This is a genomic window from Actinokineospora fastidiosa, from assembly GCF_014648415.1.
Lineage (GTDB): Bacteria > Actinomycetota > Actinomycetes > Mycobacteriales > Pseudonocardiaceae > Actinokineospora > Actinokineospora fastidiosa.
Genome location: NZ_BMRB01000013.1, coordinates 25730 through 39879, shown reverse-complemented (window position 1 = coordinate 39879; position 14150 = coordinate 25730). Strand labels below are relative to the sequence as shown.

Sequence of the window (14150 nt, the reverse complement as noted above, 5' to 3'; positions counted from 1 at the left end):
TCGGTCACTCGCCGGAGAACTCGGCGAGCAGCGCCTTGCGCTGGCGGTCGCCCAGGCCGCGCAGCCTGCGGCTGGGCGCGATCTCCAGGCGCTCGATGATCTGCTGGGCCCGCACCTTGCCGACGCCCGGTAGGGCCTCCAGCAACGCGGTGACCTTCATCTTGCCCAGCACCTCGTCGTTGTCGGACTGGGCCAGGACGTCCTTGAGGGTGGTGCCGCCTCGCTTCAGGCGCTCTTTGAGTTCGGCGCGGGCGCGTCGGGCGGCAGCCGCCTTCTCCAGCGCTGCGGCCCGCTGCTCGTCGGTCAGCTGGGGAAGGGCCACGATTTCCTCCGTGGGGTGGGATTTCCGGATCGGTGCCGCGACGTTACCGAGCCCTGGCCTGCGACGACAACGCGGGGGCCGGGTTGTACCGGCGGTGACGGCGGCGCTAAAGTTGATCAACGATCGGTGACGGCAGACCGAGTTGACCAGGCGAAACAGCACTAAACCGGACACCTCGGGATTTCGTCACCCACCGCGCCCGTCCGCCCACGTGCTGCGCACGGTGAGGCGTGCGCCACTCACCAGGCCGCCGGAGTCCACCCGGACAGAGCAACGTCGCGACCTGCGCTAACGATGTGAATGGGGACAAAGAGGACCCGAACGGCCGCGAGTCGGCCGTCCGGGTCCGGACAAAACGTGCGTCAGGCGGTGGCGGCCACCTCGTCGCGCAGCCGCAGCGCCGCCGCGCGGACGGCACCCGCGTCGGGGCCGTGCCGCAGGACGTCGCGCGAGCTGGTCGGCAGCACGTGCCGACCGGCGCCGAACAGGCGGGCCAGGTCGGCCGGACCCGCGCCCTGCGCGCCGACGCCCGGGGCCAGGATCGGCCCGTTGAGCGCGCTCAGGTCGACCCCGGTCTCGGCCAGCGTGGCGCCGACGACCAGGCCGATTGACCCCATCGGCACGGCGCCCGCGTTGCGGGCCGCAGCGGCGTCCACCACGGCCTGGGCCACCGAGCGGCCGTCCGCCCGCGCCCGCTGGACCTGCGCGCCCTCGGGGTTGGACGTCAGCGCCAGCACGAACACCCCGCGCCCGGTGGCCTCCGCGGTCGCCAGGGCGGGCTCCAGCGAGCCGAACCCGAGGTAGGGCGACAGCGTGACCGCGTCCCCGGCCAGCGGCGAGCCGTCGGCGAGGTAGGCCTGGGCATAGGCGGCCATGGTGGAGCCGATGTCGCCGCGCTTGGCGTCGACCAGCACCAGCGCGCCCGCCGCCCCGGCCTCGGCGATGACCCGTTCCAGGACGGCGACCCCGCGCGAGCCGTGGGCCTCGAAGAAGGCCGACTGCGGCTTGAGCACCGCGATCTCGCCCGCCAGCGCCTCGACGCAGGTCAGCGCGAACCGCTCCAGCCCCTCGGCGTCGCGGGGCAGGCCCCACGCGTCCAGCAGGCCCGGGTGCGGGTCGATGCCCACGCACAGCGCCCCCCGGGCGTCGACCGCGGCGGCCAGCCGCGCGCCGAAGCCGGTCACCGGGACGCCCGCAGCGCGGTCTGCAGCTCCTGCAGCGGCCGCACGCCGATCTCGTCGCGGATGAGCGCCTCGATGCCGTGCACCGCGGCCGCTGCGCCCTGGATCGTCGTGACGCACGGGATGTCGCGGGCCACGGCGGCCGTGCGGATCTCGTAGCCGTCCACGCGGGGGCCGTGGTTGCCGTACGGGGTGTTGATCACCATGTCGACGCCGCCGGAGTGGATCAGCTCGACGATGTTGTCCTTGCCCTCGAAGTGCTTGCGCACCACCGTGCACGGGATTCCGTTGCGGCGCAGGACCTCCGCGGTGCCCGAGGTCGCCAGGACCTCGAAGCCCAGGTCCGCCAGGCGCTTCACCGGGAACACCATCGCGCGCTTGTCGCGGTTGGCCACGGAGACGAACACCTTGCCGGAGGTCGGAAGCGAGCCGTAGGAGGCCGTCTGCGACTTGGCGAACGCCTTGCCGAAGGACTCGTCGATGCCCATGACCTCGCCGGTGGACTTCATCTCCGGGCCCAGCAGCGAGTCGACGCCGTGGCCCTCGGGCGTGCGGAACCGGTGGAACGGCAGCACGGCCTCCTTGACAGCGACCGGCGCGCCCTCGGTCAACTCGGCCCCGTCGCCGTCGGCCGGGAGCATGCCCTCGGCGCGCAGGTCGGCGATCGTGGCGCCGAGCATGATCCGGGCGGCGGCCTTGGCCAGCGGCACGGCGGTCGCCTTCGACACGAACGGCACCGTGCGGCTCGCGCGCGGGTTGGCCTCCAGCACGTAGAGCACGTCGTCCTTGAGCGCGTACTGCACGTTCAGCAGTCCCCGCACGCCGATGCCCTTGGCGATGGCCTCGGTCGAGCGGCGCACGGCCTCCAGGTCGGTGCGGCCCAGCGTGATCGGCGGCAGCGCGCAGGCGGAGTCGCCGGAGTGGATGCCCGCCTCCTCGATGTGCTCCATGACGCCGCCGAGGTAGACCTCCTCGCCGTCGCACAGGGCGTCGACGTCGATCTCGATGGCGTCGTCGAGGAACCGGTCGACCAGCACCGGGTGCTCCGGGGTGATCTCGGTGGCGCGCTTGATGTACCCGGCCAGGGAGTCCTCGTCGTAGACGATCTCCATGCCGCGGCCGCCCAGCACGTAGGACGGGCGCACGAGCACCGGGTAGCCGATCTCGTCGGCGATGCGCTTGGCCGCGGCGAACGAGGTGGCCGTGCCGTACTTGGGCGCGGGCAGCCCGGCGGAGGTGAGCACCTCGCCGAACGCGCCCCGGTCCTCGGCCAGGTGGATGGCCTGCGGCGAGGTCCCCACGACCGGGACGCCCGCGTCGGCCAGCCGCCGCGCCAGCCCCAGCGGGGTCTGCCCGCCGAGCTGGACGACCACGCCCGCGACCGTGCCGGACATGCGCTCGGAGTGCACGACCTCCAGGACGTCCTCGAAGGTCAGCGGCTCGAAGTACAGCCGGTCGGAGGTGTCGTAGTCGGTGGACACGGTCTCCGGGTTGCAGTTGACCATGACCGTCTCGTAGCCGGCCGCCCGCAGCGCCATCGCCGCGTGCACGCACGAGTAGTCGAACTCGATGCCCTGCCCGATGCGGTTGGGCCCGGAGCCCAGGATGAGCACCTTGGGCTTCTCGTGCTGGGGCGTGACCTCGGACTCCGCGGCGGGGTCCAGCTCGTAGGTCGAGTAGTGGTACGGCGTGCGGGCGGCGAACTCGGCGGCGCAGGTGTCGACGGTCTTGAACACCGGCCGCACCCGCAGCCGGTGGCGCAGGGCGCGGACGCCGTCCTCGCCAGCCAGCTCGGGCCGCAGCGCGGCGATCTGGCGGTCGGAGAGGCCGTTGTGCTTGGCCCGCCGCAGCAGGTCCTCGTCCAGCACCGGCGCGGACTCGATCTCCGCGCGCAGCTCGACCAGCATCGCGATCTGGTCGATGAACCACGGGTCGATGCCGGAGGCGTCGTGCACGTCGGCGACCGACGCGCCCATCCGCAGCGCGCGTTCGACGGTGTAGAGGCGGCCGTCGTGCCCGGTGCGGAGCGCGTCGAGCGCGGACTCCTGGGTCATGGTGTCCGGGTCGGGCGTCGTCCAGAAGCCGACGGCCTTCGTCTCCATCGACCGCAGCGCCTTGCCCAGCGCCTCGGCGAAGTTGCGGCCCAGGCTCATCGCCTCGCCGACGGACTTCATCGTGGTGGTCAGGGTCGGGTCGGCGCCGGGGAACTTCTCGAAGGCGAACCGCGGCACCTTCACCACGACGTAGTCCAGCGTCGGCTCGAAGGAGGCCGGGGTCTCGCCGGTGATGTCGTTGGTGATCTCGTCGAGGGTGTAGCCGATGGCCAGCCGCGCGGCGATCTTGGCGATCGGGAAGCCGGTCGCCTTCGACGCCAGCGCGCTGGAGCGCGACACGCGCGGGTTCATCTCGATGACGACCATGCGCCCGGTCTGCGGGTGGATGGCGAACTGGATGTTGCAGCCGCCGGTGTCCACGCCGACCGCGCGCAGCACGGCGATGCCGGTGTCGCGCATGACCTGGTACTCGCGGTCGGTCAGCGTCATCGCCGGGGCGACGGTCACCGAGTCGCCGGTGTGCACGCCCATCGGGTCGATGTTCTCGATGGAGCAGATGACGACCACGTTGTCGCGGCGGTCGCGCATCAGCTCCAGCTCGTACTCCTTCCAGCCGAGGACGCTCTCCTCGATGAGCACCTCGGTGACCGGGCTCTCGGCGAGCCCGGTGGAGGCCAGCCGCTCCAGCTCCTCGTGGGTGTGCGCCATGCCGGAGCCGAGCCCGCCCATGGTGAACGACGGCCGGATGACGACCGGCAGGCCCAGCTCGGCGACGGTCTCGCGGACCTCGTCCATCGAGTGGCACACCCGGCTGCGCGGGGTCTCGCCGCCGATCTCGGCGACGATGTCCTTGAACTTCTGCCGGTCCTCGCCGCGCTGGATGGCGTCGATGTCGGCGCCGATCAGCTCGACGCCGTACTTCTCCAGGACGCCGCGCTCGTGCAGCGCGACCGCGGTGTTGAGCGCGGTCTGCCCGCCCAGGGTGGCCAGGATCGCGTCCGGGCGCTCCCTGGCGATCACCTTCTCCACGAACTCCGGGGTGATCGGCTCGACGTAGGTGGCGTCGGCGAACTCCGGGTCGGTCATGATCGTGGCCGGGTTGGAGTTCACCAGGCTGACCCGGATGCCCTCGCTGCGCAGCACGCGGCAGGCCTGGGTGCCGGAGTAGTCGAACTCGCAGGCCTGGCCGATGACGATCGGGCCGGAGCCGATGACCAGCACGTGCTGGATGTCGTCGCGCTTGGGCATCAGCGACCGCCCTCCATCAGGTTCGCGAACCGGTCGAACAGGTCCGCGGCGTCGTGCGGGCCCGCGGCGGCCTCGGGGTGGTACTGCACGGAGAAGGCGGGCACGTCGAGCGCGCGCAGACCCTCGACCGTCCCGTCGTTGGGGCAGACGTGGCTGACCTTGGCGCTGCCGAAGGGCGTGTCGAACTCCTCGCCCGCCTCGCCCTCCAGCGCGAACCCGTGGTTCTGCGCGGTGATGGCGACCGCCCCGGTCTCCACGTCGATCACCGGGATGTTGATGCCGCGGTGGCCGTAGCGCATCTTGTAGGTCCCCCGGCCGAGCGCGCGGCCGAGGATCTGGTTGCCGAAGCAGATGCCGAACAGCGGGATGCGCCGCTCCAGCGCGGCCCTGGTCAGCTCGACCGCGTGGTCCATCGTCGCCGGGTCGCCGGGCCCGTTGGACAGGAAGACCCCGTCCGGCTCGACGGCCAGCAGGTCGTCGATGGCGCTGGTGGCGGGCAGCACGTGGGTCTCGATGCCGCGCGCGGCCATCATGCGCGGGGTGTTGGACTTGATGCCCAGGTCCAGCGCGGCCACGCGGAACCGGGTCTCGCCCGCGGCGGGGACGACGTAGGTCTCGCGCGTGGTGACCTCGTCGGCCAGCGCGGCGCCCAGCATCCTCGGGCTCTCCAGCACCTGGACGACCATCGCGTCGTCGGTGGTCAGGGCCTCGCCGGAGAAGACACCGGCGCGCATGGCCCCGCGCTCGCGGATGTGGCGGGTCAGCGAGCGGGTGTCGACCCCGCTGATGCCGACGACGCCCTGGCTGGTCAGCTCGTCGTCCAGCGAGCGGCGGGAGCGCCAGTTCGACGGCGTCCGCGCGGGATCGCGCACGACGTAGCCGGAGACCCAGATGCGGGTGGACTCGTCGTCCTCGTCGTTCCAGCCGGTGTTGCCGATCTGCGGCGCCGTGGCCACCACGATCTGCCGGTGGTAGGACGGGTCGGTCAGCGTCTCCTGGTAGCCGGTCATGGCGGTGCAGAACACCACCTCGCCGAAGGTGGCGCCGTGCGCGCCGAAGGCGCTGCCGCGGAACACCCGGCCGTCCTCCAGCACGAGCGCGGCCGGTGTGCGTGTGGTGGTCATGGGGTTCCTCCCGTGAGCGCGCGGAGCGCGGGCACCCACGTCTGGTAGTCGTCCTTGTCGTCGGCGCGGAAGCCGGTGTCGAACTCGTGGCCGTCGACGCGCCAGCGCACGACCAGCAGCCCGTCGCCGCCCATCACCTTCCCGGCGATGCCGGGCGCGGTGCGGGCGTCGACCACGTCCTCCGCGGGGATCCAGACCGGCTCGGCGCCGGTCCGGTCGAACAGCACGCCGTCGGCGAGCAGGTGGGCGGTGGCCTCGGCGCGGAAGCCGACGTCGCCCACCGCGACCCGGTCCTGCCAGCCCGCGTCGGTGACGGTGCTGGCGTAGACGCCGGTGCTCGGCGGCAGCAGGTCGGCGGCGGTGCCCGCGCGGACCGCGGCCAGCAGGTCGGCGGGCGCCTGCGGGAAGGCGGGCAGGTCGGCCTGGCGCCTGCGGCGGTTGCGGTAGCCCCACCACATCAGCGCGACCAGCCCGACCAGCACCGCGAGCGTCGCGAGGGTGAGCAGCGCCCTGGCCATCAGCGGTCCGCCTTCCCGGAGTCCACGGTCGCGGAGTCGTTCATCAGGCCACCTTCCCGTCCCGCGCGGTGAAGCGCCCGCGCAGCAGGGTGGCGATGACCGCGCCGGGCAGCTCCATGCCCTCGTACGGGGTGTTGCCCGCGATGCTGGCCAGGGCGGCGCCGTCGACGGTCCACCGGGCGTCCGGGTCGACCAGGGCCAGCGTGGCGGGCTCGCCGACGGCGATCGGGCGGCCGTGGTCGGGCAGCCCGGCGATCTCGGCGGGCCGCTCGCTCATGACCCGCGCGACGCCGCGCCAGTCGAGCAGGCCCGGCTCGACCATGGTCTTGACCACGATGCCCAGCGCCGTCTGCAGGCCGAGCATGCCCGGGCGGGCCGCGGACCACTCGCAGTCCTTGTCCTGCGGGGCGTGCGGGGCGTGGTCGGTGGCGACGCAGTCCACCACCCCGTCGGCCAGCGCCTGGCGGAGCGCCGCGGCGTCGGAGTGGCCGCGCAGCGGCGGGTTGACCTTGTTGACCGGGTCGTAGGTGGCCAGCCGGGAGTCGTCCAGCAGCAGGTGGTGCGGGGTGACCTCGGCGGAGACCCGGGTGCCGCGCGCCTTCGCCCATGCCAGGACGTCGACCGTGCCCGCGGTGGAGACGTGGCAGACGTGCAGCCGGGCGCCGACGTGCCGGGCCAGCAGGCAGTCGCGGGCGACGATGGCCTCCTCGGCGACCGCGGGCCAGCCCGCCAGGCCGAGGCGGGCGGCGGTCTCGCCCTCGTGCGCCTGCGCGCCGACGGTCAGCCGGGGCTCCTCGGCGTGCTGGGCGATCACCGCGTCGAGCGCCTTGGTGTACTCCAGCGCGCGCCGCATGATCAGCGGGTCGGCGACGCAGAGGCCGTCGTCGGAGAACAGCCGGACGTTCGCCTGCGAGCGGGCCATCGTGCCCAGCTCGGCCAGCTTCTCGCCCTTGAGGCCGACGGTGACCGCGCCGACCGGGTGCACGTCGACCAGGCCGACCTCGCGGCCGCGGCGCCACACGTGCTCGACGACGACGGCGTTGTCGGCGACCGGGTCGGTGTTGGCCATGGCGAAGACCGCCGTGTACCCGCCGAGGGCGGCGGCCCGCGAGCCGGTCTCGATGGTCTCGGTGTCCTCGCGGCCCGGCTCGCGCAGGTGGGTGTGCAGGTCGACGAAGCCGGGCAGGGCCACGGCGCCCTGCGCGTCGAAGATCTCGCCCGCGGTCAGGTCCTTGCCGATCTCGGTGATGACGCCGTCCTCGACCCTGATGTCGACCGCGTCCTCGCCGTAGGGGCGGACGTTCTTCAGCACGATCACGCTTGGTCCTCCTCTCCGGCCAGCAGGTGGTACAGGACCGCCATCCGCACGTGCACGCCGTTGGCGACCTGCTCGGTGATGGCCGCCCGCGGCGAGTCGGCGACCGCGTGCGCGATCTCCATGCCGCGCAGCATCGGGCCCGGGTGCAGCACGACGGCGTGCTCGGGGAGCATCGCCAGCCGCGTGGCGTTGAGCCCGTAGTGGACCGCGTACTCGCGGGCGGACGGGAAGAAGCCGCCGTGCATGCGCTCGGCCTGCACGCGCAGCATCATCACCGCGTCCAACGTAGGCAGTTCGGCGTCGAGGTCGTAGGAGACCGTGAGGCCGCTCACCGGCCAGTCGGCCAGTGCGGTCGGCAACAGCGTCGGCGGCGCGACGACCACCACCTCCGCGCCGAGGGTGGTCAGCAGATGCACATTGGACCGGGCCACCCGGCTGTGCAGCACGTCGCCGACGATGCCGATCCGGCGGCCGTCGATCCCGCCGAGCCGGTCCCGCAGGGTGGCCGCGTCCAGCAGCGCCTGGGTCGGGTGCTCGTGCGTGCCGTCGCCCGCGTTGACCACGCAGGTGCCCACATCGGACAACCAGCCCGCCAGCCGGTGCGCGGCGCCGGATGCCGGGTGGCGGACGATCACGCAGTCCGCGCCCGCGGCGGCCAGGGTCAGCGCGGTGTCGCGCAGGGACTCGCCCTTGCCGACCGACGACCCGCCCGCGGAGACGTTCACCACATCGGCGCTCATCCACTTCCCGGCGATCTCGAAGGAGACCCGGGTCCGGGTGGAGTTCTCGTAGAACATGGTGATCACGGTGCGCCCGCGCAGCGTCGGCAGCTTCTTCACCTCGCGGCCCAGCAGCGTCCGCTTGAGACCGTCCGCGGTGTCCAGGATCGCCAGCGCGGTGTCCGCGTCGAGGCGGTCGGCGCCGAGCAGATGCCTCATGGGGTGTCCCCGCGGTTGAGCAGGACGGCGTCGCGGCCGTCGATCTCGGCGAACAGGACGGAGACCTCCTCGGTGCGTGCGGTGGGCACGTTCTTGCCGACGTAGTCGGCGCGGATCGGCAGCTCGCGGTGGCCGCGGTCGACGAGGACGGCCAGCTGGACCGCGCGGGGGCGGCCCGCGTCGCGCAGCGCGTCGAGGGCCGAGCGGATGGTGCGGCCGGAGAACAGCACGTCGTCGACCAGGATGACCAGCGCGTCGTCCACCCCGGACGCGGGCAGCTCGGTCGCCCCGAGCGGACGCGTCGGGCGGCGGCGCAGGTCGTCGCGGTAGAGGGTGACGTCGAGGGTGCCCGTGGGCACGGTCACGTCGGTGAACTCGGCGATCTTGGCGGCCAGCCGCCGGGCCAGGGGGACCCCCCTGGTCGGGATGCCCAGTAACACCACAGGGCGGGCCTCGCTCGCGTCGAGCGAGGTCTTCTCGATGACCTGATGGGCCATCCGGGCGATGGTGCGCGCGACGTCGCCCGGCGTCAGCAGCTCGCGCCGCCCGGCCGGGTCCGTCGCGCCACGGTCTCGCGGCGCCACGCTGGACTCCTTCCCCGCCTCGCTGGACGGGTCCTTAAAGGATGTCGGTTAGGCTCCTGACCTGGAGCCACCGCGACGGTACCAGGCGCGGGCGCGGACCCGAGCGGGTGGTGTGCCCGGTTCGACACGGTTTGGAAAAAGACCCAGCTTGACCTGGTGACAACTCTGGGTAACCATTACTCTGCGTGTCGATTTGAAGCTACCCGCGGCAGTCCATAGCGCCGACGGGGCGAACGAATGGAGAACCGCCGCATGGGCGACTACGCCAAGGCGCTAGGAGCCAAGCTCCGCGCGATCCGCCAGCAGCAGGGGCTGTCCCTGCATGGCGTCGAGCAGAAGTCCGGTGGCCGGTGGAAGGCTGTCGTCGTCGGCTCCTACGAGCGCGGCGACCGGGCCGTCACCGTGCAGAAGCTGGCCGAGCTCGCGGACTTCTACGGCGTGCCGGTGGTGGAGCTCCTGCCCGAGGGCCGGGTGCCCTCCGGCGCCGAACCCGCCACCAAGATCGTGATCAACCTGGAGCGGCTGCAACAGCTGCCCGCGGAGAAAGTGGGACCGCTGGCCCGCTACGCCGCCACCATCCAGAGCCAGCGCGGCGACTACAACGGCAAGGTCCTGTCCATCCGGACCGAGGACCTGCGGTCGCTGGCGATCATCTACGACATGACCCCGGGCGAGCTGACCGAGCAGCTCATCGACTGGGGCGTGCTGCCTCCCGAGGCCAGGCCGTCCAAGGAAGACTGACGGGAAAGCGGGCGCACCTCCATGCCGAGGGTGCGCCCGCTTCCGCATCGCTAGAGGGTGGCCCGCAGCCGGTCGGCGATCCCGCCGATGCGGCCGAGGACGCCGTTGACGAACCGGGGCGAGTCGTCGGTCGACAGCGACTTGGCCAGCTGGACGGCCTCGTCGATGGCCACCGGGTCGGGCACGTCCGTCGCCCACAGCAGCTCGTAGAGGCCCATCCGCAGGATCGCGAGGTCCACGGCGGGCATGCGCTCCAGGGTCCAGCCCTGGGCATGCTCGGTGAGCAGCTCGTCGATGCGCGCCCGGTGCGCGGAGACGCCCTCCACCAGGGTCACGGTGTAGTCGTTGACCGGCGGCACGTCGGGCGAACCGACCCGGTCGGCGAGCAGGGTGACCGGGTCGACGCCGCGGACGGCGGCCTCGAACAACAGGTCCACCGCCCGCTTGCGGGCCTTGCTCCGCGCTCCCATCTCAGCCGCTGACCCGGCCGAGGTAGCGGCCGTCGCGGGTGTCGACCTTGACCTTCTCGCCGGTGCTGACGAACAGCGGCACCTGGATCTCCGCGCCGGTCTCCAGCCGCGCGGGCTTGGTGCCGCCGGTGGACCGGTCGCCCTGCAGGCCCGGGTCGGTGTGCTCGATGACCAGCTCGACGGAGGTCGGCAGCTCGATGAACAGCGGGGTGCCCTCGTGCGAGTTCACCGTCGCGGTGCTGTTCTCCAGCATGTACTTGGCGGCGTCGCCGACGACCTTGGGGTCGATGCTGATCTGCTCGTAGGTGTCGGTGTCCATGAAGACGTACTCGGACCCGTCGTTGTACAGGTACGTCATGTCCCGGCGGTCGACGGTCGCGGTGTCGACCTTGACGCCCGCGTTGAAGGTCTTGTCGACGACCTTGCCGGTCAGCACGTGCTTGAGCTTGGTGCGCACGAACGCGGGGCCCTTGCCGGGCTTGACGTGCTGGAACTCCACGACGGACCAGAGCTGGCCCTCCAGGTTGAGCACCAGGCCGTTCTTCAGGTCGTTGGTCGAGGCCACGGGGTTGTTCTCCTGTGTTTCCGGCGCGCCCGGGTGGCGTCCGACGGGGTCAGACGACCATGAGCTGCTTGGTGGTCAGCGTGAGGAGTTCAGGACCTGCGTCCCGCACGACGAGCGTGTCCTCGATGCGGACGCCGCCCCTGCCGGGCAGGTAGACGCCCGGCTCGACGGTGACCGCCATGCCAGCGGCGAGTGTACCGTCGCCGGTCTTGGCCAGACTCGGGGCCTCGTGGATGCGCAGCCCGACGCCGTGGCCGAGGCCGTGCGGGAAGAACTCGCCCTGGCCCGCCTCCTCGATCACCCGCCTGGCCGCGGCGTCGACCGCGGCGACCTCGGCGCCGGGCCTGACCGCCGCCCTGCCCTCGGCCTGGGCCAGCGCGACCAGCTCGTACAGCTCCCGCTGCCAGTCCTCGGGCTCGCCGATCACCAGCGTGCGGGTCATGTCCGAGTGGTACCCGTCGACGAGCGCGCCGAAGTCGAGCTTGACGAAGTCGCCCTGCTGGAGGACGGCGTCGGTGGGCCGGTGGTGCGGGATCGCCGAGTTCGCGCCCGCGGCGACGATGGACTCGAAGCTGGGGGCGGCCGCGCCGTGGTCGAGCATGCGGGCCTCCAGCTCGCGCGCCACCTCCCGCTCGGTGCGCCCCGGCCGGATGCCGCCGTGCTCCACCAGGTCGGCGAGCGCGCGGTCGGCGGCGGCGCAGGCCATGCGCAGGGCGTCGACCTCGGTCTCGTCCTTCACCAGGCGCAGTCGCTCGACCAGGTCCGGCGCGCGGGTCAGCTCGGCCTCGGTGGCCGCCTTGAGCACGTCGAGCCCGTCGACGGTGACGTGCTGGCTCTCGAACCCCACCCGGCCGCGCGCCTCGGCGGCGACGGCGGGCGCGCTGGCCCGCTCGATGACATGCCGCATATCGGGCACCTGGCGCTGCGCCTGGGTCGTGTAGCGGCCGTCCGTGCAGAAGACGTCGTCGCCGTCCACGGTGACCAGGAGGGCGGCGTTGGACCCGGTGAAGCCCGTCAGGTACCGGATGTTGAGCAGGTCGACGACGAGAAGCGCGTCCAGGTCGCGGTCGCGCAGGAGGGCGCGCAGGGCGTCCCGGCGGGGAGCGTGGGATTCGGCCATACCCGCGAGCCTAGGCAGGGCGGCGGCTACCCTCCAGTAATGCGGATGTGGCTGGTGCGCGGCGCGGTGCTGGCGGTCGTCCACGCGGCGGCGGCCGTCCTCGTGGCGCTGCTGAGGGCGAGCGACCCGACCGGGCAGTCCACGCTGTCGGCGCTGGTGCTCGGTCTGCTCGCCGGCGTGGCGGCGGTCTGGGCCGCGGTCGACGGCTGGCGGGGCCTGCCCGACCGGGGCCGGACCTGGGTGTACGCGGCCCTGATCGCGGGCGTGGGCTCGGCCGTGCTGGGCGTCATCGGGCGGGCGGTGTTCGTGGACGAGACGGGCGTGAGCGCGCTGGGCTCGGCACTGACCGGCGGCGCGGCCTTCACCGCGCTGCTGGTGCTGGTCCCGGCCGGGCTCGGCCTGCTGGTCGGTCCCCGCCTGGCGACGCGCTAGAGGTGCGCTCCGCGCGGGTAGGCGTCCCACTCGGCCTGGCTGATCTCGGTCGCGCGGGAGCCGTTGACGGCGAGCAGCACCGGGTCGGTGATGGTCCAGAGCCTGCCGTCGTCCAGGACGAAGCCCACGCGTGACCCCGCGCGGACGGCCGGGGCGCCCGCGGGCAGGTGCGCGGCGACCGGCACGGCGTCGAGCCCGGGGACGCGGGGCAGCACGCGGTAGGAGATCCGCTCGGCGACCGACCGCCGCTCGACCCGCAGGACCCGTCCGCCGCGGATGACGTCGACCGTGCGGCGGGGCGACGGGACGGCGAAGCCGTCGAGCGCGGCCAGGATGCGGGCCGGGTCGTCGCAGGCCGCGGTGTCGGTGAGGTCCAGCCCGAAGTGCGCCAGGTCGGTCGGGGCCGCCTCGACCCGGGTCGCCCGGACGAGGTCGACGGGGACGCGGTCGCACGGGTCGGTCCGGGACGGGACGGCGTGCCCGCTGCCGTTCCTGACCAGCCCGGGCCCCTCGGCCCACGGGCCCGGCACCAGGACCGGGTCGTAGGGCTGGGTGCGGAACTCGCGGTCCCAGAAGGTCAGCGTGGTGCCGCCGTCGGTCTCGTGGGCGATGGCGAACGCGGCGAGCGCGTCGACCCACATGAAGTCCACGCTGAACGCGTCGACCACCGAGCGGAGGCGGGGTCCGCCGGTGCCGCCGGGGACGAAGCCGTCCGGGCCGAGCACCTCGACCCCGGACCGGAACGCCGGGTCGGACGAGCGCAGCACGAACTGGCCCGCCCCGTTCCACCCGGCCGCCCGGCCGGTGGTGTCGGTGAACATCAGGTGGAAGCGGCCGTCGAGGAACACCGCGGCGGGCTGGCCCGCGCCGTAGGCGTTGTCGCGGAGTTCGTCGCGGGCGGAGGTCACGATGGGCCTGCCGCCGTTCGCCCTGGTCCAGCGCTTGCCGTCGGTGCTGGTGGCCAGCCCGATGGCGTTGCCGTGCGCGTGGTCGCCCGCGGCGCCGGTGTAGTAGAGGTAGTAGATCCCGCCGACCCGGATCACCGACGGGTCGCAGGTGTGCATGCCGTCGAAGCCGGTCCGGCTGCCGGAGAACACCGCCTGCCCGCCGCTGCCGTCCGGCCCCCGGAAGGGCTTGGCGAGGTCGGTGGTCTCGGCGAGCAGCAGGTCGTCGCCGGGTGGCGCGGCGGAGCCGAGCTGGCTGCACCACCACATCCGGTACTTGCCGCCCTCGCGCAGCAGCGTCGGCGCGTAGTTGTAGGGCGCGCCCGCGCTGCCCGCGGCGACGACGCCCTTGCTCTGCCTGCCCCGGTCGGTGCCCAACGGGGCGGGCGCGGCAGGGCGGGGCTGCACGGCGGGCGGCGTGGTCGTGACCCGCTCGCCCGGGGGCGGCGGCTCGACCACGCCGGTGCCGGTCGTGCACCCGGCCACGACGAGGAGAGCCAGGACCACGGCGAGCCGCGGTCGCCGGACCCGGCTGAGCATGAGCGGTGGGGACCTTTCGTGCCGGTGACGCGTTCCGCCCAGTCTAGGAGC

Annotated in this window: 14 protein-coding genes; 2 read left to right on the top strand and 12 right to left on the bottom strand. The window is 73.0% G+C overall.

Annotated elements, in window-relative coordinates; translation table 11 throughout:
* Window positions 1-4: 4 nt before the first annotated feature.
* The 8 genes from mihF to pyrR all read right to left on the bottom strand — a co-directional run bounded on the left by mihF (window position 5) and on the right by pyrR (window position 9287).
* The gene (mihF, locus tag IEY98_RS31815; RefSeq protein ID WP_189214409.1) at window positions 5-322 is read right to left on the bottom strand and encodes an integration host factor, actinobacterial type; all 318 of its coding nucleotides are present in this window, start codon (window positions 320-322) and stop codon (window positions 5-7) included.
* A gap of 362 nt (window positions 323-684) precedes the next feature.
* Window positions 685-1506, bottom strand: a complete 822-nt coding sequence (pyrF, locus tag IEY98_RS31810; RefSeq protein WP_189214408.1) for an orotidine-5'-phosphate decarboxylase — start codon at window positions 1504-1506, stop codon at window positions 685-687.
* Window positions 1503-4805 (bottom strand): carbamoyl-phosphate synthase large subunit, encoded by a 3303-nt coding sequence (gene carB / locus IEY98_RS31805; protein ID WP_189214407.1) that lies wholly within the window; start codon window positions 4803-4805, stop codon window positions 1503-1505. Before carB ends, pyrF begins: the two co-directional genes overlap by 4 nt.
* A complete protein-coding gene (gene carA / locus IEY98_RS31800; RefSeq protein ID WP_189214406.1) occupies window positions 4805-5929 on the bottom strand; it encodes a glutamine-hydrolyzing carbamoyl-phosphate synthase small subunit in 1125 nt (374 codons plus the stop codon). The genes carB and carA overlap by 1 nt, the downstream gene beginning before the upstream one ends.
* Window positions 5926-6447, bottom strand: coding sequence for a PH-like domain-containing protein (locus tag IEY98_RS31795; protein ID WP_189214405.1), 522 nt, complete (start codon window positions 6445-6447; stop codon window positions 5926-5928). Before IEY98_RS31795 ends, carA begins: the two co-directional genes overlap by 4 nt.
* Before the next feature lie 43 nt (window positions 6448-6490).
* Window positions 6491-7765: a dihydroorotase gene (locus tag IEY98_RS31790; RefSeq protein ID WP_189214404.1), complete on the bottom strand. Its 1275-nt coding sequence runs from the start codon at window positions 7763-7765 to the stop codon at window positions 6491-6493.
* Complete coding sequence (locus IEY98_RS31785) at window positions 7762-8703, bottom strand: aspartate carbamoyltransferase catalytic subunit (RefSeq protein WP_189214403.1); 942 nt, start codon at window positions 8701-8703, stop codon at window positions 7762-7764. The genes IEY98_RS31790 and IEY98_RS31785 overlap by 4 nt, the downstream gene beginning before the upstream one ends.
* A complete protein-coding gene (gene pyrR, locus IEY98_RS31780; RefSeq protein ID WP_189214402.1) occupies window positions 8700-9287 on the bottom strand; it encodes a bifunctional pyr operon transcriptional regulator/uracil phosphoribosyltransferase PyrR in 588 nt (195 codons plus the stop codon). The genes IEY98_RS31785 and pyrR overlap by 4 nt, the downstream gene beginning before the upstream one ends.
* A gap of 252 nt (window positions 9288-9539) precedes the next feature.
* Here pyrR and bldD point away from each other — a divergent pair, with 252 nt between their 5' ends.
* On the top strand, window positions 9540-10028 hold the full coding sequence (gene bldD, locus IEY98_RS31775) for a transcriptional regulator BldD (protein WP_018686187.1): 489 nt from the start codon (window positions 9540-9542) through the stop codon (window positions 10026-10028).
* Window positions 10029-10078: 50 nt separating this feature from the next.
* Here the strand turns inward: bldD and nusB are convergent, their stop codons facing one another.
* The 3 genes from nusB to IEY98_RS31760 are packed head-to-tail and all read right to left on the bottom strand — an operon-like array spanning window position 10079 to window position 12183.
* Complete coding sequence (gene nusB, locus IEY98_RS31770; protein ID WP_189214401.1) at window positions 10079-10498, bottom strand: transcription antitermination factor NusB; 420 nt, start codon at window positions 10496-10498, stop codon at window positions 10079-10081.
* A 1-nt stretch (window position 10499) separates the two neighbouring features.
* A complete protein-coding gene (gene efp, locus IEY98_RS31765; RefSeq protein WP_189214400.1) occupies window positions 10500-11063 on the bottom strand; it encodes an elongation factor P in 564 nt (187 codons plus the stop codon).
* A gap of 49 nt (window positions 11064-11112) precedes the next feature.
* The gene (locus IEY98_RS31760; protein WP_189214399.1) at window positions 11113-12183 is read right to left on the bottom strand and encodes a M24 family metallopeptidase; all 1071 of its coding nucleotides are present in this window, start codon (window positions 12181-12183) and stop codon (window positions 11113-11115) included.
* Between the two features lie 39 nt (window positions 12184-12222).
* Here IEY98_RS31760 and IEY98_RS31755 point away from each other — a divergent pair, with 39 nt between their 5' ends.
* Window positions 12223-12615: a B-4DMT family transporter gene (locus IEY98_RS31755; protein WP_189214398.1), complete on the top strand. Its 393-nt coding sequence runs from the start codon at window positions 12223-12225 to the stop codon at window positions 12613-12615.
* On the opposite strand, the gene IEY98_RS31750 is transcribed toward IEY98_RS31755, so the two are convergent.
* Window positions 12612-14099, bottom strand: a complete 1488-nt coding sequence (locus tag IEY98_RS31750) for a glycoside hydrolase family protein (RefSeq protein ID WP_189214397.1) — start codon at window positions 14097-14099, stop codon at window positions 12612-12614. The genes IEY98_RS31755 and IEY98_RS31750 overlap by 4 nt on opposite strands.
* Window positions 14100-14150: the final 51 nt, after the last annotated feature.